Annotated in this window: 31 protein-coding genes; 26 read left to right on the top strand and 5 right to left on the bottom strand. The window is 51.9% G+C overall.

What is annotated here, in order from left to right; all coding sequences use genetic code 11:
* The first annotated feature begins 46 nt into the window (after positions 1-46).
* The gene (locus tag N879_RS02520) at positions 47-988 is read left to right on the top strand and encodes a formylglycine-generating enzyme family protein (protein WP_009454219.1); all 942 of its coding nucleotides are present in this window, start codon (positions 47-49) and stop codon (positions 986-988) included.
* Here the strand turns inward: N879_RS02520 and N879_RS02525 are convergent.
* The 3 genes from N879_RS02525 to N879_RS02535 are packed head-to-tail and all read right to left on the bottom strand — an operon-like array spanning position 985 to position 3,828.
* A complete protein-coding gene (locus tag N879_RS02525; RefSeq protein WP_009454221.1) occupies positions 985-1,599 on the bottom strand; it encodes a helix-turn-helix domain-containing protein in 615 nt (204 codons plus the stop codon). The genes N879_RS02520 and N879_RS02525 overlap by 4 nt on opposite strands.
* Positions 1,589-2,662, bottom strand: a complete 1,074-nt coding sequence (locus N879_RS02530) for a YkvI family membrane protein (protein WP_009454223.1) — start codon at positions 2,660-2,662, stop codon at positions 1,589-1,591. The genes N879_RS02525 and N879_RS02530 overlap by 11 nt, the downstream gene beginning before the upstream one ends.
* A gap of 35 nt (positions 2,663-2,697) precedes the next feature.
* Complete coding sequence (locus N879_RS02535) at positions 2,698-3,828, bottom strand: NAD(P)/FAD-dependent oxidoreductase (RefSeq protein ID WP_009454225.1); 1,131 nt, start codon at positions 3,826-3,828, stop codon at positions 2,698-2,700.
* A gap of 105 nt (positions 3,829-3,933) precedes the next feature.
* Between N879_RS02535 and N879_RS02540 the strand changes: the two genes are divergently transcribed.
* Positions 3,934-4,212, top strand: a complete 279-nt coding sequence (locus tag N879_RS02540; protein ID WP_021446614.1) for a hypothetical protein — start codon at positions 3,934-3,936, stop codon at positions 4,210-4,212.
* Positions 4,213-4,281: 69 nt separating this feature from the next.
* Here N879_RS02540 and N879_RS02545 read toward each other — a convergent pair whose 3' ends face one another.
* Entirely contained in the window at positions 4,282-5,199 is a 918-nt protein-coding gene (locus tag N879_RS02545; protein ID WP_009454229.1) for an AraC family transcriptional regulator, read from the bottom strand.
* A gap of 99 nt (positions 5,200-5,298) precedes the next feature.
* On the opposite strand from N879_RS02545, the gene N879_RS02550 reads away from it, so the two are divergent.
* The 4 genes from N879_RS02550 to N879_RS02565 all read left to right on the top strand — a co-directional run bounded on the left by N879_RS02550 (position 5,299) and on the right by N879_RS02565 (position 9,643).
* Positions 5,299-6,294 (top strand): zinc-dependent alcohol dehydrogenase family protein, encoded by a 996-nt coding sequence (locus N879_RS02550; protein WP_021446615.1) that lies wholly within the window; start codon positions 5,299-5,301, stop codon positions 6,292-6,294.
* Between the two features lie 64 nt (positions 6,295-6,358).
* Positions 6,359-6,787, top strand: coding sequence for a DUF2946 family protein (locus tag N879_RS20285; RefSeq protein ID WP_128831578.1), 429 nt, complete (start codon positions 6,359-6,361; stop codon positions 6,785-6,787).
* A gap of 62 nt (positions 6,788-6,849) precedes the next feature.
* Positions 6,850-8,997 carry a TonB-dependent receptor family protein gene (locus tag N879_RS02560; RefSeq protein ID WP_021446616.1) on the top strand — a complete coding sequence of 716 codons (2,148 nt, stop codon included), beginning with the start codon at positions 6,850-6,852 and terminating at the stop codon, positions 8,995-8,997.
* A 169-nt stretch (positions 8,998-9,166) separates the two neighbouring features.
* A complete protein-coding gene (locus N879_RS02565; RefSeq protein ID WP_009454240.1) occupies positions 9,167-9,643 on the top strand; it encodes a copper uptake system-associated protein in 477 nt (158 codons plus the stop codon).
* 94 nt (positions 9,644-9,737) lie between these two features.
* Here the strand turns inward: N879_RS02565 and N879_RS02570 are convergent, their stop codons facing one another.
* Positions 9,738-10,022, bottom strand: a complete 285-nt coding sequence (locus tag N879_RS02570) for a hypothetical protein (protein ID WP_009454242.1) — start codon at positions 10,020-10,022, stop codon at positions 9,738-9,740.
* Between the two features lie 242 nt (positions 10,023-10,264).
* Between N879_RS02570 and N879_RS02575 the strand changes: the two genes are divergently transcribed.
* The 20 genes from N879_RS02575 to N879_RS02660 all read left to right on the top strand — a co-directional run bounded on the left by N879_RS02575 (position 10,265) and on the right by N879_RS02660 (position 24,700).
* Positions 10,265-11,575: a ParB/Srx family N-terminal domain-containing protein gene (locus N879_RS02575; RefSeq protein WP_021446617.1), complete on the top strand. Its 1,311-nt coding sequence runs from the start codon at positions 10,265-10,267 to the stop codon at positions 11,573-11,575.
* Between the two features lie 478 nt (positions 11,576-12,053).
* Positions 12,054-12,611 carry a hypothetical protein gene (locus tag N879_RS02580; protein WP_031232077.1) on the top strand — a complete coding sequence of 186 codons (558 nt, stop codon included), beginning with the start codon at positions 12,054-12,056 and terminating at the stop codon, positions 12,609-12,611.
* 296 nt (positions 12,612-12,907) lie between these two features.
* Positions 12,908-13,105, top strand: a complete 198-nt coding sequence (locus N879_RS02585) for a hypothetical protein (protein WP_009454246.1) — start codon at positions 12,908-12,910, stop codon at positions 13,103-13,105.
* Positions 13,106-13,141: 36 nt separating this feature from the next.
* Entirely contained in the window at positions 13,142-13,864 is a 723-nt protein-coding gene (locus N879_RS02590; RefSeq protein WP_009454248.1) for a zinc ribbon domain-containing protein, read from the top strand.
* 352 nt (positions 13,865-14,216) lie between these two features.
* Positions 14,217-15,284: a tyrosine-type recombinase/integrase gene (locus tag N879_RS02595; protein ID WP_009454251.1), complete on the top strand. Its 1,068-nt coding sequence runs from the start codon at positions 14,217-14,219 to the stop codon at positions 15,282-15,284.
* 159 nt (positions 15,285-15,443) lie between these two features.
* Entirely contained in the window at positions 15,444-15,776 is a 333-nt protein-coding gene (locus N879_RS20940) for a plasmid mobilization protein (protein ID WP_009454253.1), read from the top strand.
* Positions 15,760-15,987 carry a hypothetical protein gene (locus tag N879_RS02605; protein ID WP_009454255.1) on the top strand — a complete coding sequence of 76 codons (228 nt, stop codon included), beginning with the start codon at positions 15,760-15,762 and terminating at the stop codon, positions 15,985-15,987. The genes N879_RS20940 and N879_RS02605 overlap by 17 nt, the downstream gene beginning before the upstream one ends.
* A 19-nt stretch (positions 15,988-16,006) precedes the next feature.
* Complete coding sequence (locus N879_RS02610; RefSeq protein ID WP_009454257.1) at positions 16,007-16,342, top strand: H-NS histone family protein; 336 nt, start codon at positions 16,007-16,009, stop codon at positions 16,340-16,342.
* Positions 16,343-16,431: 89 nt separating this feature from the next.
* On the top strand, positions 16,432-17,109 hold the full coding sequence (locus tag N879_RS02615) for a TrbM/KikA/MpfK family conjugal transfer protein (protein WP_009454259.1): 678 nt from the start codon (positions 16,432-16,434) through the stop codon (positions 17,107-17,109).
* A 9-nt stretch (positions 17,110-17,118) separates the two neighbouring features.
* Positions 17,119-17,781 (top strand): lytic transglycosylase domain-containing protein, encoded by a 663-nt coding sequence (locus N879_RS02620; RefSeq protein WP_009454261.1) that lies wholly within the window; start codon positions 17,119-17,121, stop codon positions 17,779-17,781.
* Positions 17,782-17,818: 37 nt separating this feature from the next.
* Positions 17,819-18,217, top strand: coding sequence for a hypothetical protein (locus N879_RS02625; protein ID WP_009454263.1), 399 nt, complete (start codon positions 17,819-17,821; stop codon positions 18,215-18,217).
* A 236-nt stretch (positions 18,218-18,453) separates the two neighbouring features.
* The gene (locus tag N879_RS02630) at positions 18,454-18,777 is read left to right on the top strand and encodes a hypothetical protein (RefSeq protein WP_009454265.1); all 324 of its coding nucleotides are present in this window, start codon (positions 18,454-18,456) and stop codon (positions 18,775-18,777) included.
* A gap of 3 nt (positions 18,778-18,780) precedes the next feature.
* Entirely contained in the window at positions 18,781-19,137 is a 357-nt protein-coding gene (locus N879_RS02635; RefSeq protein ID WP_009454267.1) for a type IV secretion system protein VirB3, read from the top strand.
* Positions 19,138-19,148: 11 nt separating this feature from the next.
* Positions 19,149-20,666 (top strand): hypothetical protein, encoded by a 1,518-nt coding sequence (locus tag N879_RS20725; RefSeq protein WP_021446619.1) that lies wholly within the window; start codon positions 19,149-19,151, stop codon positions 20,664-20,666.
* Positions 20,667-20,687: 21 nt separating this feature from the next.
* Positions 20,688-21,602 carry a hypothetical protein gene (locus N879_RS20730; protein ID WP_021446620.1) on the top strand — a complete coding sequence of 305 codons (915 nt, stop codon included), beginning with the start codon at positions 20,688-20,690 and terminating at the stop codon, positions 21,600-21,602.
* A gap of 78 nt (positions 21,603-21,680) precedes the next feature.
* Positions 21,681-22,043: a hypothetical protein gene (locus N879_RS02645; RefSeq protein ID WP_009454269.1), complete on the top strand. Its 363-nt coding sequence runs from the start codon at positions 21,681-21,683 to the stop codon at positions 22,041-22,043.
* 99 nt (positions 22,044-22,142) lie between these two features.
* A complete protein-coding gene (locus tag N879_RS02650; RefSeq protein WP_009454271.1) occupies positions 22,143-22,829 on the top strand; it encodes a type IV secretion system protein in 687 nt (228 codons plus the stop codon).
* 12 nt (positions 22,830-22,841) lie between these two features.
* Entirely contained in the window at positions 22,842-23,780 is a 939-nt protein-coding gene (locus N879_RS02655; protein ID WP_021446621.1) for a type IV secretion system protein, read from the top strand.
* Between the two features lie 94 nt (positions 23,781-23,874).
* Complete coding sequence (locus tag N879_RS19915; RefSeq protein WP_082453569.1) at positions 23,875-24,021, top strand: conjugal transfer protein; 147 nt, start codon at positions 23,875-23,877, stop codon at positions 24,019-24,021.
* A complete protein-coding gene (locus N879_RS02660; protein WP_009454276.1) occupies positions 24,014-24,700 on the top strand; it encodes a virB8 family protein in 687 nt (228 codons plus the stop codon). Before N879_RS19915 ends, N879_RS02660 begins: the two co-directional genes overlap by 8 nt.
* Positions 24,701-24,708: the final 8 nt, after the last annotated feature.

Here is a 24,708-nt window from a genome sequence, read left to right on the forward strand (position 1 = left end):
TCGACAAAGCTCTCAGCTCACATGCGGTGAGAGCAAGGAAACAAGATTGCGTCATACCCCCTTTCGGATCAGCGCCACCCTCATCGTTGCCAGCGTCCTGCTCCTGCTGGTGCTGAGATCACTACCCACGCGCCCCGAACCCGGTCCTGAACTGATCCAGGTAGAAGGTGGCTCTTTTATGGCCGGCAATTTTCAGGTTCCCATGCGTAACTCCGACGGTGAGTTGTCCGTGCAATGGGTGGCGCAGCCGGATCAGGGGGCTCTGGAGCCCTACCCGGTAGAGGTCAACGCCTTTTCCATCATGAAAAAAGAGGCAAATAACGCCTTGTACGATCGCTTCTTGAAGCAAACCAAGCGCCCTGCGCGCTGGCAGCCGGTAAAAGGCGATGGCGAACAAGTCGCCAATATGCCCTACGACGAAGCGGAAGCCTTTTGCGCCTGGTTAGGAAAAAACACCGGCCTGGACATGCGCCTGCCTACAGAGGCTGAATGGGAATACGCGGCCCGCAGCCGTGGCCAGCCCTTTCCCTGGGCAACCGACAACGGCCAGTGGCAGGCAGGCCGCAACGTGCCTGAGCAAGGCAATGAAGCAGACAAAAACAAGACGGGCGCCTTCCCACCCAATCCGCTGGGCATTCAGGATATGGCCAATGGCCTGCATGAATGGGTGATCTCAGACCCGACCCGTGATCCAGCCCACGTACGGATTTTCAAAGGTGGCAGCAATGAGGGAGCCAGCTCACGCCACACCATCCCCACACGCGGCATTGTCTTTCCCTTGTCGGAAGCGGCTATTGACGCCAAGCCCGAACTGGCTCGTCTGAAAGGCCGCCCAGTAGGCACGGTGTATTTCCAGCACGCCACCGCGCGTTGTGTGGCTCCCTTGAAAACCAACGGCACGCCACCCACATCGGTTACGCAAAACACCATCCTGCCAACGATTTTTGATGATGTAACGGACAAGCGCAAACCAAGCGACGAACCTTAAACAATCCCCGGCGGCAATCCGCTGGTACAGACAGCCACAACCTTGGCGTCGTCTTCGCTGGTGGATAAATAGATATGTCCGATACCGCTGTCAAAATACGCTGACTCGTGGACTTCCAGAAACAGGGTTTCGCCAGTTTCAAACTGAATGGCAATAGAGCCGGACAGCACAATCACAAACTCCTGCCCAGCGTGACGGATATAGTCGTCAAACTCGCTGGCATCGCGTGAATCAATCACGGCCAGAATCGGATTCATGTGCTTGCCGCTGAGCTCGCCAAACAACAGGCCGTATTCATAGTTGCGGGTGGCATAGCCAGGGGTGGCCGTAGATTTATGGCTGGAAATGCCCACTTCGGTGGTGGGCAATGGCTGCGCAGTTTCCTGATCGGGAACGGCAAACAAAGAACCGACTTCAATATTCAGGGCACGGGCCAGGACCACAAACTTTTCATAGCTTAAAGTGACCTGCCCCAATTCTGCTTTGGAAATAGTGGACAGCGCCAAGCCGGTTTTTTCAGACAACTGCTTGAGTGTCTGTTTTTGATTATGTCGGGCTTGGCGCAGGCGGGTTCCTACCTGTTCCTTGCTGAGCAGTTCATTACGTAGCATTCCTGGATTGTAAGCGGCGCAAACGGAACCAGGCAATCAGAATCCAGGCCATCAAAACAAAGCCCAGGTAGCCGAAAAACGGGTATACCGTGCCCACCAGATTGATGAAACCAATCTTGGCGCCCACCAGTCCCAGCACCCCGGCGATAGCCGTACCGATATTGAATTTACGGGTATTGGGCGTAAAAATCCGGGCCGAGAAGGAATACAGCACACCCACCGAGGTTGTCAGAATCATGGCGAAAATCACCACGGACATAATGGTTCCCAGCAGTTTGGACTGTTCAGTAGCCAGCATCAGCATGGGCAAGGCCGCCGAGCCAATCGTATCGATACGGCCAAACACACCGGCGCTGATCAGCACAATCAAAAAGCCCAGCAACAAGCCACCTACCAGTCCACCGAGCAAGGCATTGCGCCGAGAAGTCGCTTGCGCACCGGCAATCATCAGGAACGGCGCCCCCACCACCATGTTGTAGGACACGTACAGTAAAGAGCCGACCAGCCAATGCCCCGCACCTTGTGGTTTAGTCTGCGCAATCACATCCAGTTCTTCCAATGGCAAATCCCGCGTATTCCAGCTGTAAATACACAGGAAAATCATCATCAGAACCAGGATGGGCGTGATGCTGCCAATAAAGGCCATCACCCGATCCACGCGCAAGAACACAATCAGCACGGTAATCAGCATGACGGCGATACTGCCGTATTGCGCCGGCACGCCCCATTGCTGCTCCATCAGCGAGCCGCCACCAGCAAACATCACCACGGCAATCGCATACATGAAGAAGGTAATCATGATGTCGACCACCACACCCAGACGCGGCCCACAAATCAGATACAAGCCCTCTTTGAAGGAATGCGATACCGAAACCTGGCTAAGCTCCCCCACCGCCATGCCCAGTATCGTGAAGCACAGACCACTGACCACCCCTCCCAGCAGCCCCCAATACCCAAAGCTGCTGAAAAACTGCAATATCTCTTGTCCTGATGCAAAGCCGGCCCCCACCACCACACCGACAAAGGCCATCGCAATGCCCAGGATATTTCTTATATTCGACATGCTTTCTCCTCCGGGAGATCAAAGTGCTGCTGTTTTTATGTTCTGAAACGAGCGGGTGATACCACAGCCGGATCAATATTCAGGGCCTTCAAAGAATCGGGCAGATCCTGCTTTTGCAACAAACTGGCCGCCAGCAAGGACGCGCCTGCGGCGGTCTGAATCCCATAGCCACCTTGACCGGCCAGCCAGAAAAAGCCGGGGCAGTGTGCATCCTGACCAATCACCAGCTCGCCATCAGGAGCAAAACTGCGCAGCCCCGCCCAAGTGTGGCTGGGACGACGGATACGGAGCTGAGTGCGCTCTTCAATACGGTAAATACCGGTGGCCACATCCAGCTCTTCAGCCACGACATCATGGGCATCCACGTCGTCGGCATTGGCAGGCGAACCCAGCAACATGCCAGCATCGGGCTTGAAGTAAAACTCTTCGCCAATATCAATGACGGCGGGCCAGTCACGATGATCCACACCTTCGGGCGGCGAAAACAGGAAAGCGGAACGACGTTTGGGTTGAATGCCCAAGGCCTGCACGCCACAGCGTTCTGCCAAGGTATCAGCCCAGGCCCCCGCCGCATTGACCAGCACACGAGTGCGCAAACTTGCAGGCTCGGCGTTGAGCTGAACTTCCCAACATTCGCCATCCCACTTGGCCGACACCACTTCCGTATCCAGACGCAGTTTCACACCCTTAGCTTGTGCACCTTTCAGAAACCCTTGGTGCAAGGCATGTACATCCATGTCCTGACCCTGACCGTCATACAAGGCACCGGCCAATTGCGCAGGGTCCAGACAGGGCACCATGGCCAAGGCTTCTTCGGCACTCAAGCGGCTAACATCCAGACCTTGTTCATGCCAATCCTGATACTGGCTGTCCAGCAAATCCTGCTGATCGGCGGTCCCCACATACAGCACACCGCGCGGCAGCAAAATTGGCTGATCGCTAAAGCCCGCGGGTGGATGGCTGAAAAAATCATTGCCCGCAACAGTCAAGGCACGAATCGTTTCCGTACCGTAGGTTTCAACAAACATCGCGGCCGAGCGTCCCGTGGAGTGATACGCAGCATGGGACTCTCTTTCCAGAACCAGCACTTGGGCACTTTCGGGCAAACGGTAGGCCAAAGACACGCCTGCCATCCCGGCTCCAACAATTACGTAGTCGTACACCATAAAATTCTCATATCCGATAATTGAGGGCTAATAGTAGGTCTTTCCAAGAAAAACATCCAAGAGGGTTTTTACTAGGCGGACACTTCGGGCTTCGTGGGCAAAGCCATGCAGCGTCTGATCGACGGCTATTACACCGTCACGGACGAAGAGTTATACCGTTTGATGGTCATTGCCTATGAGCAGGACAAGGTCAAACTGGAACCCTCCGCCCTGGCTGGCGTGCCCGGCATGGCGCGGGTATTGAACTCGCCTGAATATCTGCAGCGTATGGGTTTTACGCATGTTCAGCTGGAGAACGCTACCCACCTGGTTTGGGGAACCGGCGGTAGCATGGTGCCGGAGGCGGAGTTTCAAACCTATCTGGATAAGGGGCGCAGCCTGTAAGCGGAAACTGACAGAACAGGCTCTCAGGCAAGGCTGCGCCTGTTCAATCTTCTGACGTAGGGCCGGACATCAAACTCCGGCTCTTTGCCTCTGCCGCCACACACCGGGCGAGACTCCTTCCAAACGGCTAAAAGCACGGCTCAGGCTGGACTCATTGTCATACCCCACCTGCGCGGCAATTTGCCCTATCGTCTGCGAACCGGCTGCCAACAAAAGCTTGGCTTTATAGATACGCCAAGCCGTCAGATACGCCAAGGGAGCTTGCCCGACAGCCGCCTTGAACAAAGCAGAAAAGGTGGACCGGGACAGCCCGATCAGTGCGCCCATTTCCTCCACCGACCACGGATGCGCAATCTGCTGATGCACAGCTTGCAAGACCGGGGCCATCCTGGGGTCTCGAATACCCGCCAACAGCCCTGCCCCCAAGGAGGCGCAGTGCGATAAAGCCCGCAGCACCTGAATGAACATCACATCAACCAGACGGGCGTTAATCAGCTGAGTTCCGTAATCCCGGCTTTGCGCTTCGGTTTGCAGCACATGCAGGATGCTTTTTATGGCGACAGCATCTTCCGCCCTCAAGCGAGTGTGTACCAAGGGGCCAAGCGCACTGAACAGGGGTTCGGCAGCCAACTTGTTGAAAGCAAAGCGGGCCGTCACGATTTCAGTCAAGGCTCCATCGCCCCCATGGACGATCGGCTCAGCATGCGGATACCGAGCCAAAGTCTCACAGGAAACCAGCGGACTTTCCTTGCCGTCACACAGCGAGAATTGCACCCCTGGTTGAACAAGCATGCAGGTGTCCGCATCCAGCAGCACGGGATCGGCCCGCTGCTCTCCCTTCAAATAACAAGCCCCTTTTCTGACAATCAACAGCCGCGCATACTCGCCGGTGTCAAAGCTGACGCCCCAAGGCGCACGCAGTTGGAAGCACGCATACAAAGCATGCTGCAAACGCATGCCATCCAGAATTTCATCAAAGGGGTTCATGACTATCAGACGATAAGACAGGAAAATCGGATTTTTAACTATAGATCGTCTGAAGTCTCAGGCCTAGCATGCTCCATGCAAGTATCAACAGGAGCATGCATGGACACCTACCGTTTTACACAATATGGCAGTTTGGACTACCTGACACGAGGTCAGGAACCGCTTCCCGAACCCGGCCCCGGACAAGTGCGGGTTCAAGTCATGGCCTCGTCCTTGAACTTCAGAGACCTGTTGGTCATGAAAGATACATTGCGCTATCCCACTACGCCAGGGGCTGTACCACTGTCAGATGCAGCAGGAATCATTGATGCCCTTGGCCCCGGCGTGCAGCGCTTCAAGTTGGGCGACCGTGTCATCAACAGTTTTTTCCCGAACTGGTTCGGTGGCCCAGCCTACGCAGGCCGGGAACAATATGGTGTTGAACATGACGGCTGGCTGACTCAATACAAAGTCGTGTCGGCAGAGGCCTTGTCGCCTATGCCCGCCCATCTGAGTTTTGAAGAGGCAGCAACCCTGCCTTGCGCAGCCTTGACGGCCTGGTCCGCACTGGCCGGTATTAATGCAGGCGATACAGTGCTGACACAAGGAGCAGGTGGCGTGTCCATTTTTGCCATTCAATTGGCCAGGGCAATGGGAGCCTGCGTCATCTCCAGCACTTCTTCAGACAATAAGTTCGACAAGCTGCTGCAGTTAGGGGCTGACCAGGTTTTCAACTACAAAGACACGCCAGAATGGTCCGAGCTTGTACGAGACTACACGCACGGCGAAGGCGTCAATCGTATTGTCGATGTCGGTGGTCCGGTGACAATTGCGCAATCCATCAAAGCGATTGCTGTAGGTGGGCAAGTGTCCTTGATCGGCTCCTTGGGAAAATCCGTGCAATCGCTGGATGTCATGGATCTGGTCTTTAGTCAGGCCAACTACAAAGCCATTGGTGTAGGTAGTCGCAGTGATCTGGAAGCCATGAATCGAGTCATTAGCCAGCACCGGATCCATCCGGTGATCGACCGGGTCTTCGATTTCAAAAACGCTCATGAAGCCTACCGCTATCTGCAACAGCGCGATCGCTTTGGAAAAATCGTGATCCATCACTAATAACGGAGTCCGGGCATCAGATAAATCAAAGCTAATTGAGAAGCAGTTGTAATACAATCGCGCCATGTCTGTCCAACGGCACTGCTCTCTCGTTAAAGATGGCATAGCCTGGCAAGTTCTTTTTTGCCTGGCGATCCTGTCATTTCTGAGCCGTTCGCTGGTCCCGGCAGGCTACATGCCCGGTAGCTTGGGTGAACAGAATGGCTTCTTTTCCGTCACGCTTTGTGCCCCAGGAGGAACACCCAGCACGATCTGGATGAGCCTGACAGGACAGGCCGATCCGCCGCAATCCAATGAACACGCGGATATGCAGAAGTGCCCTTACGCATTGGTCCTGTCCCAAGTAGCCCTGCCCAGCGCTGATATGGCAAGCCTGGATATCCCAGCGCTTCATCAGCCTTTGTTGCTAGTACACCGTAATCAGAGCTTGCCGCCCCTGCCTGCCTTGGGGCCACCGCTAGGGTCACGCGCTCCCCCTGTCAACCTTGCTTGATCTCTCGTCGTCGACTGCCGTATGTGCAGTCGCTTTTCAGCGTAGTCATTCAAGGTTTTTTTATGTCCATTTTTTGTGTTTCTGCACAGGCATGCGCCGTGCAGACCGCCCCTTTTTCACCCTCTCGTCACTCGGCACAAACATCACCACGCACACGAAGCAGCGTCCTGGCTCTGACCTTGCTGTTTTCCAGCTCCTGGACCAGCCTTGCTCATGCACAGACGCCAACACTGGCTCCCGTCATCGTCACTCCAGAGCGTGGTAAAAGTCTGACCGTTCCAGACCTGCAAAGCGCTCAAAAAACCATTGAACAAACCGCGGGCGGCGTGGCTTTGGTGTCCGAGAGCGCCTGGCGTGATACCAAAGCCGCCTCCATCAAAGACATCCTGGACTACACACCGGGGGTGTTTGCACAGCCCAAATGGGGAGATGATGCACGTCTGTCCATACGTGGCTCGGGCCTGTCGCGGTATTACCATCTGCGCGGCATCAGCTTGTATCAGGATGGCATTCCATTAAATGACCCGGACGGCAGCAGCAATTTTCATCGCATCGACCCTACAGCCTACCGCTATACCGAGGTCTATAAAGGCGCCAATGCCTTGCAGTACGGAGCCGCTACTTTAGGTGGGGCTATCAACTTCGTCACCCCCACCGGCCATGATGCCGACGCCTTTCAAGGGCGTCTGGATACCGGTAGCTTTGGCTGGCGGCGCGTGCAACTTGGCAGCGGTTTTGCGGGCGAGAAACTGGATGGCGTGATTTCCGGCTCCTGGCAAACCCAGGATGGGTATAGGGAACAAAGTGCTGGCCATTCCTCGCGGGCCAGCGCAAACCTGGCTTGGCAGCTTTCAGACCGGGCAGAAACCCGTTTTTACCTGAGCGGCTATCAAATTCATCAGGATATTCCCGGCTCGGTCAGCCGCGATCAGGCTCTGAATAATCCACGGCAAGCTGCCAAAGCAAATAAAGAGCACGATTGGCAGCTCAACCTGGACGGAGGCCGCATTACCAACCGCACAGTGCTGCTCATGGGAGAGACCCAATATGAACTGGGTGGCTGGTTCGAGCAAAGCTCGCTACGGCACCCCATTTATCAATTTATTGATAGGGACACAAACAGCTACGGCGCTTACGGCAGGCTGATCAACACCAGCCCGCTGGCAGGCAGAGACAACCGCTTCACGCTAGGCTTGACTTGGTCGGCAGGCAAGACTGATGCTCAAAACTCTGTAAACGCAGGAGGCAAACGGCAGGAGAAACTGTCTGCCAGCAAAGACAGGGCCAGCAATCTGAGCGCCTATGCCGAGAACGCCTGGAGTCTTGGTTCGGACTTATCTCTGATTACCGGCCTCCAATACGTGCACGCCCAACGCAAGCGTCAGGATCTGTATAATGGCGGCCTGCCCGCCACCCGGTCCGGGGACAAAAGCTACAACCTCTTCAATCCCAAATTAGGCCTGTTATGGGATGCAGGTTCGCAGTGGCAAATCTACGGAAATATTTCCCGCAGCGCCGAGCCGCCAACTTTTGACGATATGACGTTCTCGACCCGCAATGATCTGGATCGTCTGCAAGCTCAACGTGCCACCACCTTCGAAATAGGCACCCGGGGCGAAAACGGAAACGTGGCCTGGGACGTCTCCCTGTACCATGCCCGCGTCAAGAACGAGCTGCAATGCATCAGCGCGCCTTGGAACATTTGCGACAAAACCGTCAACGCAGATCGCACCACCCATCAAGGTATAGAACTGAGCGTGCAATGGACGGTCGCTCGTGGCTTGTTGGTACAAGATCTGCAAAGTGACAGCCTGGACATCAAAGGCGCCTACACCTACAGCAACTTCAAATTCGACAATGATCGGGACTGGAACAACAATCAAATGCCCGGCGTACCCAAGCATTATCTGCGGGCAGAGATTATCTACAAACACCCGTCGGGCTTTCACATTGGCCCCAATGTGGAATGGGTGCCCCAGGCTTACTACGTGGATAACGCCAATACCACCAAGACCAGCTCCTATGCCTTGCTTGGCTTGCGAGCCGGATGGGAACGCGGCCCCTACTCCTTCTATGTAGATGGCCGCAATCTGACAGATCGTCGATACATCGCCAGCGCCAGCATTACCGACTATGCCACAGCCTCCTCGCCCTTGTTCGAGCCGGGCACAGGGAGATCGGTCTTTGCCGGTGTGCAGATCCAGTATTAATTCCACTTTTTTTATCTTGCTAAGGGGTTTGTCATGCCCGTCAAATCGCCACTATCACGCTTTATATGCCAGATCACTGCCTCTTGGCTGCCAACAAGTCAGCTGAGCACTCTGCTTGGGGCGACAGCCCCACCCTGTCTTTTATTAGCTTGAGAAACAAGGAGTTTTTATGAAAACCGCTTCACAACATCGCCAGACCTTCAAAGTGGCACTCCATGGGCTTTTCTTCGCCATGGCTTTATTCATCTTGTTCGCTATGTTCACGGGCATGGCTCACGCTGCACCATCAGAGGCCGATCGCATCTCCCAAGCCATGAAGGCGATTTGGGACAGCCCCGAAGCCCCTCTTGTGGTGGAGCCTATCGTAATCGAGGGTGACTACGCCCTGGCGGGTTGGACGCAACTGACACGTGGTGGTCGTGCGCTATTAAAAAGTCGTCATGGGGAATGGAATGTTCATATGTGTGGTGGCGATGGCTTGAACGATGTCGAGACTCTAACCATGGCAGGCATGAGCGCTGAAGCGGCAGAACGCCTGGTCAAGAACACTAGCGCAGCAGAAGCCAAACTGCCCGCCGAAGTGACCGCCAAATTCTCCACCTTTGGAGACAATATGGTGGTGGATCACAACCATCAACCCGACTAATCCAGGAAGGAGAACCCGCTGCGCAAGGACTGAGTCAACAAGGAATCACTGCACCAGACCGCCGGATCGCCGTGCTGCTGGATTGCTGTTTGCCTTACTCAGTCTGAGTGTGGTCATGCCCGCACTGGCCACACTTCTTGCGCGGAAAAGGCGAATAACTGGTGAACAAGCTCTGGCTACCCATGAACGGCGACAAGCCGCACTTTGGGCAAGTAAAAACGGTCATGGCTACCAAGCCCTGGCCCAGAATATAAAAGCCAAAGACCAAAAACCCGAAGGTCCCCAACACACGGTCGAACACAGGCAGCCCAAAATACAAGGCGACCAGAAGCAAGATATTGAACAAGGTGAACAGCCAGGCTTTTTTGTAGAGCGACATTAACGACCTTTTAAAACCAGCTCCCACAGCCAGGAAGTGATTTAGCGATTTAATTCAAGCGTGGACAGTTTACGGGATTCGATCCGCAGGGGAGAGGACTGAGCAAGCTGGTCACAATTTCGCCCCGGCCGTGACAAGCAGCCAGCTATCCGGAACAAGCGATGAATGTTTCTGAATGCAATGTTGCGGCAATACCCATCCCTCATGATCTAGGATCTTCCAACAAAATCCCCTTACGGACCATGAACCTCGCTTCTTTGCCCCCTCTTGTCCCAGTTCTACAACAGCTCCTGCGTGCCTTGGGTATCGCCCTGCTGCCCTTGGCCTTGGCTGCCTGCGACAGCGGCTCCAGCACAGGCGGCAATCACTCTCCCGAAGCTCCCGTCGTCACGCCACCGGTCACTGAGGAACCGGAACCACCTCGCAACACCGCCTATCTGGACAGTAAGGCAGGCGATGTCATCAAGGTCCGTATCGAAGAACTGCATCCCACCCAAGCGGCCATTGGCTACGATCAGGTTTACTACAAGCTGGGACGCTGGCAAGGCGATCTGGATCGGCCCACCTGGGCTAAGGACCCCAAACAGCAACTGGACTACCTGAATCGCACCATCGGCAAGAAGTTTGACGACTACTGCGAGGATATGGGCGGAACCGAACGTGCTCAAAAATTTCTGACCATCGCTGAGGCTCAAGCTGCCCGCCTGGACCAGCCCACCACCTATCTGTGCAAAGACCCTCTGGGCTCGCAAACAGAAAACCTGAAAACCGTGGTCGTAGGCTGGGACGGCAATCTCTATCTGACCGATGGCCACCACACCTTCTCATCCCTGCGCGAAATCCCGGACGGCGGCCCCAAACTGCCCGTCTGGGTAAAAGTCAGCGCCAACTACAGCGACATCCGCGAAGCGTCCGCCTTCTGGGAGCGCATGAGCAAAGAGAAACTGGTCTGGCTGCGTGATGGTGAAAACCAGACTATTACTGTCGAGCAACTGCCCACCCGCGTTGGGCTGGCCAGCGAAAAAGAAGCCGGTGGCATGCAGGAAGATCGCTATCGCTCCCTGGTGTATTTCACCCGCGACCTTGCCTATAAAAACGGCAAGCTGCCTGAATACGCAGAGTTTCTGTGGGGCGACTGGCTGCGCCGCCAAGCTTCCGGGGGCCAACTGCCCAAGCTGGACGAATACCAGATGGCCCCACCCGCCACACCGACCCAGATTCTGGCGGTGAGCACCTTGAACAAGACCTTGAAACCCGGTGGTTCAAACGACAGCTACGCGGCTGCCGTGCGCGATGCAGCCTTGAAAATGACGGCTCTGAAAGACACGGATCTGGTCTTTGAAGACCGTGATGCAGCAGCTTTAGGCCGTATCGTCCTGGAACCGGACGCTGCCAGTGACTCCGACACTAAAACAGCGCGCGACACCTTGGAAGAACTGCCACGCAACGACGTCAAATCTGACGGTAGCCCACGGGGTGCAGGAAAGCTGTGGTTTGCAGTGAACTACCGCAATTGCGGCAAGCCTGCGGCGGGGACTTGCTGGGGGTGGTAATAAAGCTAGTCAGAACCTGATCAAATAAAAAGCCCGCAATGCGGGCTTTTTAAATAGCTAGACGCACCGCAACAACTTGGACTTTCCCCACTCTTGAGACAAGCGAGCAATCCCTTTCACCAATACTCATCAAATCAACAAGAATAACTCCATCGCCATTCAAGAAGAAAATAGCTATGATCGACAGGCTATTGATTAAGGGAACAACAAATTGCTCTATGAAACAACATCAAGAAATTCATAAGGCGCAACGATTTACTGCGGAAAAAATCAAGAAAAACATCCTGAAATCTCATGCCCCTATCAATCTTGAGAATATAAATCGAACGGACAAGCAATGACGACGAACGCAGTTCAAGCTTTGAGGACTTTACACAAGAAAAATTAAGCAAAAGAAGAAAAGGAGCAATTCGGCTCCTTATTTTTTAGAAATCAAGTAACAAAATTTTAGTTTGATAGAGGAAGGTGAGATAGCGTTATGAAAACAATCGCAGTTTTAGCTCTTTCGACCGTATTGGTTGGTTGTTCTACTTATGCTGTTCCACGATACAGCATCTCTACCGATACAGTAGTCGCTCTACGGGCTGTTGGCGATGTAAAGGCCAGTGTTGGGGACTTCCGTAACGACAGTCCCACAAATAAAGACAGTCAGCCTGGGGAAATCATGTGTCGTGCAGTCGGGCCCATCAAAACACCTGATGGAGAAAGCTATGCCGACTATGTTCGCAAAGCGCTAATTAGCGAATTGATCATCGCAAATATTTATGAAAAAGAATCCACCCTTGAACTTACAGGCAGGCTGACTACCCTGGATTTTGACTCCATGGGCGGAACATGGACAGTGGGTATGGAACTTAGCTCTTCAAATGGAAAGTCAATTGCCGTCAACAACACCCATAAATACACCTCCAGTTTTTATGGTGAAACGGCATGCAATCAAACGGCACAGGCAGGCTTGGGTGCCATTCAGGATGCGATCCGCGCACTGGTTACCCACGCGGATTTCAAAACACTTCTGGCGGAAGAATCCAAGTAGGCCAAACACAGGCACACAGCCTCCAAATCATCTGTCTGACAGGGTTGGCCTCAATCCTTGCACAAGGTACACCCTGGAAAACTTCCTGCAGCACAGACACCATTAAAGAAGCCAGGAGCCACCTGGCTCCTGAGCTTTACAAGCAAATCATCATTGGAGAGATTATGAAGATGAGAACAGCCTTGATCGGAGCCACTGCTTTTTGTATGTCATCAGCCGCGTATGCTGCTGAGCTACCCCGATACGACCCAAACTCCTACTGTGAAAGCGTCTCCGCTGTCTCAGGAGGTTCGGCAATGATCACAAACGAATGCATCAAAATGGAGCAGACTGCCTACAACAACTTGAAAAGAATTTGGGAGTCTGTCCCTAGCAAGACAAGCACTTATTGCGACCGCGTGGCACGCACGACCGGCGGCAGTTATTCCATTTTAGAGAGCTGCATCGAAATGGAAATAAGCGAATCCGGTGCTCCCCAAAAGTTCCAGTTTTAAAACAGTCACTCCAAATAGATAAGCGGCCGTAGGCAGATGACCAATCAAGCTCAAAACTCCCCCATCATTCTTCATGAATGCACCGTCCTGGGCGCTCCCGGATTTCCGTTTCTACCCGGCGATAGTGTCAATCTCGTTTTTGAAGGTGACACGGTAAGCTGCAACTCGGCTACCAGAACCATCCCCTTCTCTCTAATCGAAGTTGCCGATCTCTCTGTCAATGGTCCCGGCACAGTCGTAAGCGGCGGAGGTTTTATTGGAGGTGGATTCGATGTCGATGGGGCACTGACCGGGATGGCAATAGCAGGTGTCTTGAATGCCTTAACCAGCAAGAAAACGACACAAACATTTATTGTTTTGACCACGAATTTTGGTGAACTCCATCTGCACTACAGCCTGATGGAACCCGCAGCGCTACGCATATTTCTGGGCGGTATCTTTGTCCGCCTGCGCTTTCTGAACACCCAATGGCGCCATGAAAGAGCAAGAGTGATCGAGGATCAACTGATCAGCGGCACAATTTCCGACGCAGAAGCAGAAACCTTCAAGGCAAGACTGCTCTCTTCGCCAAATTGGCCAGACCCGGCTCTGGAAGCAGAACAAGCGCGTCGGGAAAACAAGCGACTTGCTGACCTCGGTCCGAAAGGCACATGTCCAAATTGCGACCAAATAATCCCTTTGCTCAGCGAAACCTGCCCGCATTGCCGGGCGAATTTTGGAGAATACGCCTCCTGGAGCGTTATTCCTTTGAAAGCCTGATCCTGCTCTACCCGCCATTGGCGGATACATCCCATAAAACCACTACAGCAATAAAAAAGGCCTACAGCAAAAATGCTGTAGGCCTTTTTAAATTTGGTCGGAACGGAAGGATTTGAACCTTCGACCCCTTGCACCCCATGAAAGGGATCGCAGCCTTTATGCCTAAACAATTAACTGCCTATCAATAAAAAGGGGGATTTATAGATTTTTACCCGTCATATCATATAGATTTTAAATTTGGTGCGAGAATTATGAAAAGACACACAATTAAAATCACAGAGAGACAAAGAGAAGAAATTAAAAAACACGAAATAAGAAAATTTCTTGAGATAAACCGAAGAGAGCTTAAGAAATGAAATTTTCTTATTTTTTTAATGACTGGATCAATAACGGTGTATTTCGTGCCGATAACAACAACGAACTTGAAAGATTGTTCAGAAAAGACGTTTTGCCAGTCTTAGGACAAATTTCATTGAATGAAATTTGTTCAAAGCATCTTCTAGGAGTGCTACTCAGCCAAAGAGAGCGCGGTGTCACAAGGCTGTCGATTGTAACATTGCACAATCTCCGCCAGCTATTTAAGTGGGGGATGCAGAGGGAGCCATGGTGTGAAGCCATAGGACTAACCAACCCAGCTTCGCAAATAGCGCTCAAACAGTTCATCCCGAAGGACTATGAAGTTGCTAGAGATCGGGTACTGTCAAGTGCTGAAATTTGGGAACTACACCAGATCCTATCGGAGAGCAGCCACAACGTACTAGATAAGAAATCAAATATTGCCATATGGCTTTGCTTAGGTTCTCTATGCAGAATCGGTGAGCTATTACAATCCAGATGGGAGAATGTCAATCTTAAATCTGGAATTTGGTACTTACCGAGAGAGACAACCAAAGGAAGCACGCAAGACCATGTGATATTCATGTCAGAGTTTATACATAAAAAATTTGTAGAATTATTTAGATTTACAGGCGGTAGCCAGTGGTGCTTTCCGTCTAGAAACAATAAAAACCATGTTGACCTGAAGAGCATCACAAAGCAAATAGCAGATAGACAAATTCGCTTCAAGAATAGAACAGACTCTTTTAAAGGTCGGGTCAACAGCAATGCTTTAGTGCTAGCGAATGGCTCACGTGGCGATTGGACACCACATGACTTGAGGAGGACTGGTGCAACGATGATGCAATCGCTAGGGATACCGTTAGAGGTCATTGATCGCTGCCAGAACCACGTACTTTCTGGCTCTAAAATACGTCGCCACTACATGCACCACGATTATGCTCAAGAAAAAGCAGAAGCTTGGCAGATATTAGGCCAAAAAATAGAGGGCATTTTCTCAATGCCTAGCCCCCAGGCTCACGATGAGTTTCTCGGTATCAAGCATCCCTTGCATAAACCTCATTGGTTGCAATGGAATGTTTAAGTTTTTTCCTCATTGCTCGTAGCCAGCATCCGGCAGGAGCCGAACCCGCATAAGACCAAAAGGGGAACTCGTTCCCCCTGGTAATTACCGGGTGTGAGGCCTCTTAAGCCCGATCTATCAAGCGCTCAAAAATTCATTTTTTATCCAAGGAAAGACTTTATGGCAGAACCTCTGTCGGAACTGTTGCGCTTGCGCATAACACCATCGCAACGCCAGCACCTAAGCGAAGCAGCAGCCTTAGCCGGACTATCTTCGTCAGAATATGCCCGTCAACTGCTGACAACCTCTCAATCCATGCAATCAGAGCTAGCGTCACTGCGCCATGCTCTAGAGAATCTACTGAATCGACACTCGCCAGCCACTCAAATGGAAACCCTGATGCTACTGCGGATCTTGGTCCAACCCGAACAAGTCAGCCAGGTACACAAAAGCATGCTGACCATGGGATACATGCCAGCTCACTCGGAGATGTCATATGGAACCCGCACCTAAAGAAGGCAAGCAACAATCAAGTGGTCGTGCCTTCATCCTCGGAGTAGTCGCAACACATATTGTTCTTTCTGCCTGGAACTCCATCCCTGAGTCTGGCGGAAGTTGGATCTTGCAAGCGATCGCCTTTCTTGCACACATCTTCATGTGGTTTTTTATGATTGCCGTCGTCACCAAGTTTTGCTCGTCACTCTGGAGATGGCTCACTCGTTAACACAACAACAAGGATCATCATGATCAATGACCTCAAGACAGTTTCAGAAATCAACGCAGAAATTTCCCGCCTTCAGCGTAAAGCGGAAGTTATCAAACGCAAGACCCGCCAGAATGTACTTGCTGACATCGTACGAACCATGCGGGAGAACGACCTAACCATGGACGAGATTGCACAGGCCTTTCGCCATCCAGGTGTTAAGCCAAATGCCTCGCCCACAGTCAAATACAAACACCCAAGCGGTGCAACTTGGTCAGGCAGAGGCCGTACCCCAGACTGGATGAAAGCAGCTGAAGCCGCAGGTGAGTCACGTGAACGCTACCTGCTTCCCACCCCGTCCACCAACCCGCAGTAATACAAAAGAAGGGCATCTCCCCTTCCGCCCTCTTCCTTCCAGTCGTTCTGTGGCCCAGCGCCATCGTCTTCTATCCATTTGGAGTAATCATGAAACAGCTCCCCATTTCATTGGGTGCGCTGGCGTTGGCCTGCGCGTCCACCTCTTATGCTCAATCGTCCGAAGTCTTGACTGGACTTCCCGGATTGGCTTGCGAGGCCGTCCTATGCCTGTCCAGCAGCCTGCAACCAGGCGAATGCACCGCCTCTTTCGATCATTACTTTGACATTCGCAAATACGCCAAAGGCATGCTCGACTGGGAAGCCACTGTAGACGCTAGACGTTTTTTCCTAGGTATGTGCCCAGTTGCATCTGAACCCGGTATGTCGGCACGTATGGATGCCATCTCTCGCGGAGCAGGCAAATGCGATCCTGACTATCTCAATGCGACATATGGGCAAGACATCTACCGCTACCGGATGGTGGGCTCTAATTATGTGGGCATACCCGCCATTCGGGACTTGTCCCTTATCAAGACAGTCACCCTTACTAAATTGCCCAATTACTGCGTTGTCTACAACGACCATGAATGGACATACGACTTGAGCATTAAGTACGTCGGTGATCCAAACCGTGGGGGCTATTGGGCTCCAGCCAGAGACTACGTATCAGCCCAATCAAAATGGAATGCTGAACACACTGGTAGTTGGGCCAACAATTGGCACTACTCGTTTGAAGATCCTCGTCGCAATATCGACGACACCGCAGGCACTGGGAACAACCATTGAGAGAGAGCCGTGCTAGCAGAATTCGCGCTTTTGGCCGCCACATGTGCGCCCAACATTCATGAAACGACGTTATCGGCCCTGGTACGCCATGAATCTAAGGCCCAGGTATATGCCATTGGCATAAACAAAGGTAAACGACTGGACAAACAACCAACTGACTACGAACAAGCCGCACCAATTGCGAACGATCTCATTGATCGTGGCATTGACTTTGATGCGGGTCTTGGTCAGATCAATGTTCGGAACTGGTCTTGGCTTGGATTGACGACAGAAACAGTCTTTGATCCTTGCACAAATCTGAAAGCTGCTCAAACAGTTCTGACGGACTGTTATCGGCGAGCCTTACGACAGTCAGCCGATGAGCAGCAGGCTCTACGCTCTGCCTTGTCTTGCTACAACACCGGCAATTTTGAGCGTGGCTTTAGCAATGGCTATGTTGGGAAAGTTCTAGCGCAAGCTGGAGTGAAAGTACCAGCTCTCAAAGCTATTAAGCATGAGGCTGTAGTCGTCGCGGAAGAATCAAGGCAGCAAAAGCCCAGGAAAACGGGAAAACCAGATGGCTTTACCGGAAAGAGAGTCACTGATGGTTTCGTCAATACAGAAAACAAATCGTTGGAAGCACCTATACAAAACGAAGTCACACCAGCGTTCCTAGTACAGCCCTCAGCCTAGCCAACTCCAAAACTCCAAAACTCCAAAGGATATTTTTATGAAACTAACACCTCTTAGGGCTCCCTTATCTGTCAATAAACAGAACCGCTTCACTCGCAGTCTTCTTGCGGTCATGTCTTTGATCTGGAGCTCCCTTATCGGCCTGTGCGTTTTTCTGGGCTTGCCCATCCTTGGTTTTATGCTAAGCCGAGGGAGCAGTCATGAAATCAACGACTTGCTTACTGAAGTGAATATTAATTACTTGCTAGACAAACTTATTCAGATGGATTGGGTGAGCTTGGGGATCTTGTACGGCTTTGCCTACGGCCTATTCTCGCTTTTAGTAAAGCATCGTGAGTACTTTGAGCAACTTCGGCAACGTCGTTTGGCCAAGCGGATGGCGGGTCAAGGGGTTGGTGCGGCCCACAGCCTATCGGGCGAGGACACGGCCCCTTGACGCGACCGTAGCAACATACGCTATTTCCGAGGACAGGGGCGAAGAGACAACGTCTCGTAGTTCACTGATCCCGAGGTTCCCGTCGGCGAGGGCGGAGAGTTCAGAGAGGCAGCGCCTCTTTGCTTACGGCCGCAAGTGCCGGCCACCAGTTTTTATCAGCGCCCATTCGGGCAAACACATCCCTTTTCTTAACCAAAATGCCCGGTGTTTTCTGACACCAGGCCAAGGAGCTATGCATGTTTGTTAAGCAATACCTGACCCGTTTAGCGCAAAACCATGTCGTGCGCCATGTTTACCAGTCGGCCATTGTGGCAATGCTGACCACCAATATGGCTTACGCCCAAGCGATTGGGGGCTTGAATAAAGCAAAAACGACACTGGAAGCGCTCCGTGACGCTCTTATCATTATTTTGCCCATCGCCTGCGTGATTGCCGGTCTGGTGATTTGGGTCCTGTACTCCGCTGAGATCATGCGTAAAGAAGATGCCACACGCTGGGCTATTGGCGTTATTGGCGCAGGCTCAGTTATCGAAATCGTGGCGCTGCTCTGGAGAGGTTAAGACATGGCAAACAACCCAGACAACTACGACGATGACGAAACTGAACTAAAGCCTTTTCACTATCTCGTGTTTAACGGTTTAGGTAGGAAGCCAACATTCATGGGAGTCCCCACCATGGTCTTCCTCGGCACCTTGTCTTCTGTCGCTATCTTGGCCATGTTCATCGGTCTGTACATGTGGGCCACCTTGATCTTTGTGATCCCATGGCTTGCCTGGATTACAAAATCTGACGACAAAGCCTTCGAGATCTGGGGGTTGGAGCTGAAGACACGATTCAAAAACCGCAACAAAAGTTTTTGGAATGGTTCCAGCTACGCCCCAACCTCATTCTCAGCGCGCCGCCCCTGGCGCCACAAATAAAGGAGTAAGTAATGAACGCGCTGACTTTGAAAGAGTGTCCGGTATCACATTACGTGCCGTACTCACACCACATTACTGACGAAATTATTGCGGACAAAGGCAATGAGTACCTGGCGGTCATCAAGGTCAGCGGACGCTCCGCCATGGCCGCCAGCCTGGAAGATCAAAATGACTGGCTTGAAGCGTTACATAACGTCCTTCGTGGTTTGCCACTCGGCAAGCTGGGCTTATATACGCATATCGTCGGTCGCTACGTGACTGAATACCCAGACAGCCAATTCTCACAAGTCTTCGCCCGGCAGTTCGATGACTCCTATCGCGCAACCTTCAATGACAGAAATGCCTTGAAGGTCAACGAACTCTACCTGACCGTCTCTATTCATCCCGTAGCAGATGAATTACTGGGCGTGATGGCATCGCTTGAAAAAGCATCTCCTGAACGTCTAAAGGCATGGCAAACCGAATCCATTGAGGATCTGAAAGGGGCTGTTCGCGCCATTCTTGCTGGGCTGCATCGCTATGACGCTGAAGTCCTGAAAATTGTGGATCGAAATGGATTTGCGTTTAGTGAGCCAGGTGAATTTCTTGGATTCCTGCTCTCTGGTGAATGGCATGCAGTACCAGTGACGGATGGCTACCTGTGGGACAGTTTGCCGTCTGCGCGACCCGTATTCTCGCGCTATGGCGAACTAGGTGAAATCCGAACCCTTACCGGGACACGAAAATTTGGAATGCTGGAATTGTTTCGCAAGCCGGGACAAGTACGGCCTGGCCACTTGGACTCTATCTTGTCCAGCCCTTATGAGTATGTCATCACTCAATCATGGGGCAGTTTCACCAATTCGGCTGCCAAGAAGCTCGTCAAAAAGCACAAGAAACTACTTCAGGACTCCAATGATGATGCACCGGGTCAAGTCAAGCAGTTAAAGAAAGTGATCGAAAAGATCGAGACTGGCGACCTAGGGCTTGGTGATCATCACGCAACCATGTTGATTTGGGGAGACGACGCTGACTCACTGCGCCGCTCCATGTCTGATATGCGAGCAAGGTTCGCCGATCGCGGTTTAGTTGTTAAGCCACTTGAAAAAGCCTTGGAGGCTGGCTTCTGGTCGCAACTACCAGCGAATTGGAGTTGGCGAACTCGTCCTGTAGCCATCACTAGCGAGAATTTGCTTTGCTTGAACAGCCTCCACAATCAGCTCTCAGGCAAAGCAACCGGCAACCCGTGGGGGCCTGCCGTAACGATGTTTAAGTCAGTTGTAGGTGCCCCCTTCTTCTTCAATTACCACGTATCACTTGAAGAGGTCGACGAGACTGGCCAACGACGACCTGGCAACACCTTGATCATTGGATACACCGGGACCGGCAAAACAGTGCTGCAAGGGGTATTGCTCACTCAAGCACAGAAGTTTGGTGCAACGGCGCTTATCTTGGACAAAGATGAAGGACTCCATGTGCTTGTATTGGCCTTGCGTGGGCAATACTTCACTCTCCGTTTGGGTTTACCGACTGGCTGGCAGCCTTTCTAACTGGACCCGACTCCCAAAAACATGGCCTTCATGCGCCAATTGGTGGCGCACCTAGCAGGACTTCGCGGTGAAACGGTCTCTACCAAGGAAGCAAAAGACATTGCGAAAGCAGTGGAAATGCTAATCCTGGAAATTGACAAAGAAGATCGAGGTATCCATACCCTTCTCCAATATCTGCCTGACTACTACCAGGAAGAAGGACAGCAGCTCACCCTGCATAAGCGTCTCTTACCATGGAGGCGTGACGGTGAATATGGCTGGGTTTTCGATAACCCGACAGACAGACTAAATCTGGAAGTGCCTGAAGGACACAATCCCATTTTTGGTTTTGACCTTACTGAAATCCTAGATGACGAGCATGTTCGCGGCGCAGCGACGATGTATATACGACACCGCAGTCAGGCTCTGCATGACGGTCGACGGATAATCAATTTAGTTGATGAGTGCCAACATCCTTTGAAAGACAAGCACTACCAAGATGACATGCAGGACGCGGTTAGGACCATCCGTAAAAAGAACGGTGTGCTGGCGTTCTCCACCCAAGAGCCGGAGGCTATTGCAGAAAACCCGGTTGGACCGTCGATTATCCAACAGGCAGGCACGCTCATTTTCCTTCCAAACCCACGAGCAAAGCGCGAAACCTATATGAAGGACTTTGGGCTAAGCGCTAGAGAGTTTGAGCTAGTGAAACAACTGGGAGAAAAAAGCCGTCAATTCGTCGTCAAACAGGGTTCAAGCGTTACGGTCGCCGAGTTGGATCTATCAACGTGCCCTGAAGCTCTTTTGGTTTTTTCCGGCAGCCCCGACATGGCCACCATTGCTAAACAGGTGATTGCCGAGGTTGGCGATGACCCAGCCACATGGTTGCCCCTTTACTTCGACCGGGCCGAACAAGCTCGTAAAGGTGAAGAACCAGTCGAGCTGACTAGTCATTAACTTAATCGCGTAATTATTAATTACTTAGCTATTATTGCGAGGTTACTTAAATCCAATACCTATTGAATGGAGCCCAGCATGAATAAACGAAAATTAATATTTGTTTCCGGCCTAATTGCAATCAGCCTAATTACTGGCTGCCAAACAAAAGAAGAAAAATTCGCGGGATACTGGCTCCAGAACAGCGACAAACGCCCTGTTTCCATGCATATAAAACCTGACGGCAGTGACTTTCTTGTAAATATCAACCAACTTAATTTCGGTAGGTTTTCAAGAGATATTGAAAAAGGGGTATACAAAGGAAACGGAATTTTGACAATAGGAGAGAAAAAGCAAGTCAAATACAGTGACGACAATGATTCATTAAGTGATGTTGATGATGAAACCATCACATTCAAAAGAGTGACAGCAGATCAATACAAAGCAGCCAGCAATCACTAGACTTAATCCAATCCTCTAGATCCCCCTCTTTGGTGGCCAGTTTTTACTGGCCATCTCTTTGCGCCGTCCTGGCGTATCCATGTATCCCTCGGAGCAATTATGAAAAGCATTTCTGCGCTTGCAGCAGGGCTTTGCCTTGCCTTTTCACTTGTATCGCCCAGCTACTCAGCCGGTGGCATTCCTACACTGGATGTGAACTCAATCCCCCAGCTCAACGCCTTGCTGGATCAACTGGAGACGGCGCGTGCTCAGCTCCAACAGGCGCAAGCACAAGTTCAAGCACTAACCCACTCCTCGGGCTTTGGCTACGTTCTTGAAAATGCCGATGTTCGGCGAATGATGCGGGAGTCACTACCTAGTGATGCCTCTGCGCTCCTCAATCGCCTGGATGGCCAAAACTCGACGCTTTCAAGCTCTGTCAACGCCATATCTGAAGAGGTCAATGCACCGGTGAACTTCCAGCAGGACTCTAAAGCGCTTCGTGAGCGATCTGTACGCATTGCAGCCACAAAAAAGGCCATGTCTGAACAGGCGTATAACGCGATGACTAAACGACTTGAGACGATTGATGGCCTCCAGGCCCAAATCAATCAAACAAGTAACCCGAAGGAAATCGCAGAGTTGCAAGCTCGCATTGCGATTGAGCAAGCGAACATTCAGGCAGACCAAACCCGTATTCAACTGGCGGAGCAACAGTTTGCTGCTGAATCAGCACTGCTGGAGGAGCGCGGCAATGTCGTCTACGGGGGCTGGTTTGGCGGCAGAAACAGACAAGCAACTCCATAACTGGGGATCATTATGGCTTTTGATGCAAACAGGATATCCGAGCCAGCCAACATTAACCGGATCGGCGAGTGGTTGATGAGGCAAGTGGATGTTGTTTTGAATACCGCTATAGCGACACCCATTGAGCAACTAGCCCGGGCCTTGGCTCCGATCATTGTCGTTGGGCTAACCCTGCAATTTCTGTTCTACAACATGGCCATTATGCGTGGCTATGGAAACATGACCGTCACTGAACTGATGTGGAAAGCAATGCGAGTGGCACTCATTGCGGGAGTCGCAACAGCCGGTGGTTTCTATCAAACCAATATTGTCGATGTCATGATCTCCTTGCCTGACGATGTTGCCGGTATCGTCGCAGGCGGCAATACCTTCTCCGACAGTATCGACACTCTTCGAGCAAGGACCGAATCAGCAGCAGCTACCATGGAGGACTCAGAAACAAACTGGTATCCAAGCAGCAAGAACATCCTGGTCAATATCTATGCAGGCTTCTTAACTGTAGTCACCGCGATAATTAGTGCCTCTGTAGCGGTGCTGATGATTGTCGTCAAAGTTGGTATGGCCTTAGTGGTAGCAGCCGGGCCATTTTTCATAGCCGCATTAGCATTTGAGCGCACAGAACGGCTATTTGACAGTTGGGTGTCACAGGCTCTGAACTTTGTGATCCTGGCATTACTAGGCGCACTGATCATGTCTATTTTGCTAGAGCTAACCCTCTCATACATAGCCATGCTCATACGGCTACTGACCGAAGGAGACACATCACTTCTTTCATTGATCGCTGGGTACTTTCTCGTGGGGATTGCCACGATTGTCATCATCGTTATGTTGCCTGGCCTTGCCCAAAGTCTTTCCAGCGGCTTTGGTGCCCAATTTGGCCTTGGCAGTGCTGGCCGCGGTGCCATGAACGCCATGCGCGCAGGTAGCTTGATTCGGAAGTTGATTCGCTAATAAGTCCTTAACCGCGCTACAGCACCACTCATATCCTCCTCCACTCTTCCATAAAGCCCAACAGTCTGCATAGCTGGGCCAGGAGTCATTCCCGATGAAAATACAACTTGCCGCGGTGGCTTTGGCCACCGTGATGGCTGGCTGCGCCTTTACGCCGCCAACCCCACCACAACCAGCCGACTCGCCACGAGTCCCGGTCAATCTCACGGCCCCTCTATCCAGCGGAGGCAGCCATGAGTAAAAAGCTTCGAACTATCGACGTCGCTGAAGAGCTGGAAAAAAGCCGGGGGCTGGAACGTGACTTGAAGACAGAACTGATTTCGAGTCGTCGTCGAGCTCATCAACTCAACATTTTTCTTGGTGTTTTAGCATTGGCAGGCGTCGTTGCCGTAGCAGGCTTAACCCCTTTGAAAGAACCTGCAAAACCGCACATCATCCGTGTCAATGACACAACCGGTGCCATTGAACACATTACAAGCCTGGGCGACACCCCTGAAAGCTATGGTGAACGCATTGATAAGTATTTTCTGAATACCTACGTCCTTAATTGCGAAGGCTATAACTGGTACACCATCCAAGAGCAGTTTGACACCTGCGCTCTACTTTCTTCACCGCCAATACAGGCCCAATACGGCAAGCGCTTTGAGGGTCCTAACGCCCCTACTGAGCGACTTGGCCAGCTTTCGAATCTGGATGTTGAAGTTCACTCGATCACGATGGGCGCCAATCAAACTGCTACTGTTCGATTTAGTACCGCTCAACGGGACGTGAGCTCCGGCCGCAATGAAAAAGAGCGTCACCAGATTGCCACCGTTGCATACGAATACCTCCAGGTGCCCTTAAGCGAATCGGTTGCTCGACGCAATCCTCTCGGCTTTCAAATTATCCGTTACGACTTAGCTGCGGACCTTTCACGTTAAACCCCCTT

The organism is Alcaligenes sp. EGD-AK7 (genome assembly GCF_000465875.3).
Lineage (GTDB): Bacteria > Pseudomonadota > Gammaproteobacteria > Burkholderiales > Burkholderiaceae_B > Alcaligenes > Alcaligenes phenolicus.

Excerpts from the sequence above, each read along its gene's own strand:
- N879_RS02525 (WP_009454221.1), bottom strand. The coding sequence starts at position 1,599 with ATGCTACGTAATGAACTGCTCAGCAAGGAACAGGTAGGAACCCGCCTG.
- N879_RS02530 (WP_009454223.1), bottom strand. The coding sequence starts at position 2,662 with ATGTCGAATATAAGAAATATCCTGGGCATTGCGATGGCCTTTGTCGGT.
- N879_RS02535 (WP_009454225.1), bottom strand. The coding sequence starts at position 3,828 with ATGGTGTACGACTACGTAATTGTTGGAGCCGGGATGGCAGGCGTGTCT.
- N879_RS02540 (WP_021446614.1), top strand. The coding sequence starts at position 3,934 with ATGCAGCGTCTGATCGACGGCTATTACACCGTCACGGACGAAGAGTTA.
- N879_RS02545 (WP_009454229.1), bottom strand. The coding sequence starts at position 5,199 with ATGAACCCCTTTGATGAAATTCTGGATGGCATGCGTTTGCAGCATGCT.
- N879_RS02550 (WP_021446615.1), top strand. The coding sequence starts at position 5,299 with ATGGACACCTACCGTTTTACACAATATGGCAGTTTGGACTACCTGACA.
- N879_RS20285 (WP_128831578.1), top strand. The coding sequence starts at position 6,359 with ATGTCTGTCCAACGGCACTGCTCTCTCGTTAAAGATGGCATAGCCTGG.
- N879_RS02560 (WP_021446616.1), top strand. The coding sequence starts at position 6,850 with ATGTCCATTTTTTGTGTTTCTGCACAGGCATGCGCCGTGCAGACCGCC.
- N879_RS02565 (WP_009454240.1), top strand. The coding sequence starts at position 9,167 with ATGAAAACCGCTTCACAACATCGCCAGACCTTCAAAGTGGCACTCCAT.
- N879_RS02570 (WP_009454242.1), bottom strand. The coding sequence starts at position 10,022 with ATGTCGCTCTACAAAAAAGCCTGGCTGTTCACCTTGTTCAATATCTTG.
- N879_RS02575 (WP_021446617.1), top strand. The coding sequence starts at position 10,265 with ATGAACCTCGCTTCTTTGCCCCCTCTTGTCCCAGTTCTACAACAGCTC.
- N879_RS02580 (WP_031232077.1), top strand. The coding sequence starts at position 12,054 with ATGAAAACAATCGCAGTTTTAGCTCTTTCGACCGTATTGGTTGGTTGT.
- N879_RS02585 (WP_009454246.1), top strand. The coding sequence starts at position 12,908 with ATGATCACAAACGAATGCATCAAAATGGAGCAGACTGCCTACAACAAC.
- N879_RS02590 (WP_009454248.1), top strand. The coding sequence starts at position 13,142 with ATGACCAATCAAGCTCAAAACTCCCCCATCATTCTTCATGAATGCACC.
- N879_RS02595 (WP_009454251.1), top strand. The coding sequence starts at position 14,217 with ATGAAATTTTCTTATTTTTTTAATGACTGGATCAATAACGGTGTATTT.
- N879_RS20940 (WP_009454253.1), top strand. The coding sequence starts at position 15,444 with ATGGCAGAACCTCTGTCGGAACTGTTGCGCTTGCGCATAACACCATCG.
- N879_RS02605 (WP_009454255.1), top strand. The coding sequence starts at position 15,760 with ATGGAACCCGCACCTAAAGAAGGCAAGCAACAATCAAGTGGTCGTGCC.
- N879_RS02610 (WP_009454257.1), top strand. The coding sequence starts at position 16,007 with ATGATCAATGACCTCAAGACAGTTTCAGAAATCAACGCAGAAATTTCC.
- N879_RS02615 (WP_009454259.1), top strand. The coding sequence starts at position 16,432 with ATGAAACAGCTCCCCATTTCATTGGGTGCGCTGGCGTTGGCCTGCGCG.
- N879_RS02625 (WP_009454263.1), top strand. The coding sequence starts at position 17,819 with ATGAAACTAACACCTCTTAGGGCTCCCTTATCTGTCAATAAACAGAAC.
- N879_RS02630 (WP_009454265.1), top strand. The coding sequence starts at position 18,454 with ATGTTTGTTAAGCAATACCTGACCCGTTTAGCGCAAAACCATGTCGTG.
- N879_RS02635 (WP_009454267.1), top strand. The coding sequence starts at position 18,781 with ATGGCAAACAACCCAGACAACTACGACGATGACGAAACTGAACTAAAG.
- N879_RS20725 (WP_021446619.1), top strand. The coding sequence starts at position 19,149 with ATGAACGCGCTGACTTTGAAAGAGTGTCCGGTATCACATTACGTGCCG.
- N879_RS20730 (WP_021446620.1), top strand. The coding sequence starts at position 20,688 with ATGGCCTTCATGCGCCAATTGGTGGCGCACCTAGCAGGACTTCGCGGT.
- N879_RS02645 (WP_009454269.1), top strand. The coding sequence starts at position 21,681 with ATGAATAAACGAAAATTAATATTTGTTTCCGGCCTAATTGCAATCAGC.
- N879_RS02650 (WP_009454271.1), top strand. The coding sequence starts at position 22,143 with ATGAAAAGCATTTCTGCGCTTGCAGCAGGGCTTTGCCTTGCCTTTTCA.
- N879_RS02655 (WP_021446621.1), top strand. The coding sequence starts at position 22,842 with ATGGCTTTTGATGCAAACAGGATATCCGAGCCAGCCAACATTAACCGG.
- N879_RS19915 (WP_082453569.1), top strand. The coding sequence starts at position 23,875 with ATGAAAATACAACTTGCCGCGGTGGCTTTGGCCACCGTGATGGCTGGC.
- N879_RS02660 (WP_009454276.1), top strand. The coding sequence starts at position 24,014 with ATGAGTAAAAAGCTTCGAACTATCGACGTCGCTGAAGAGCTGGAAAAA.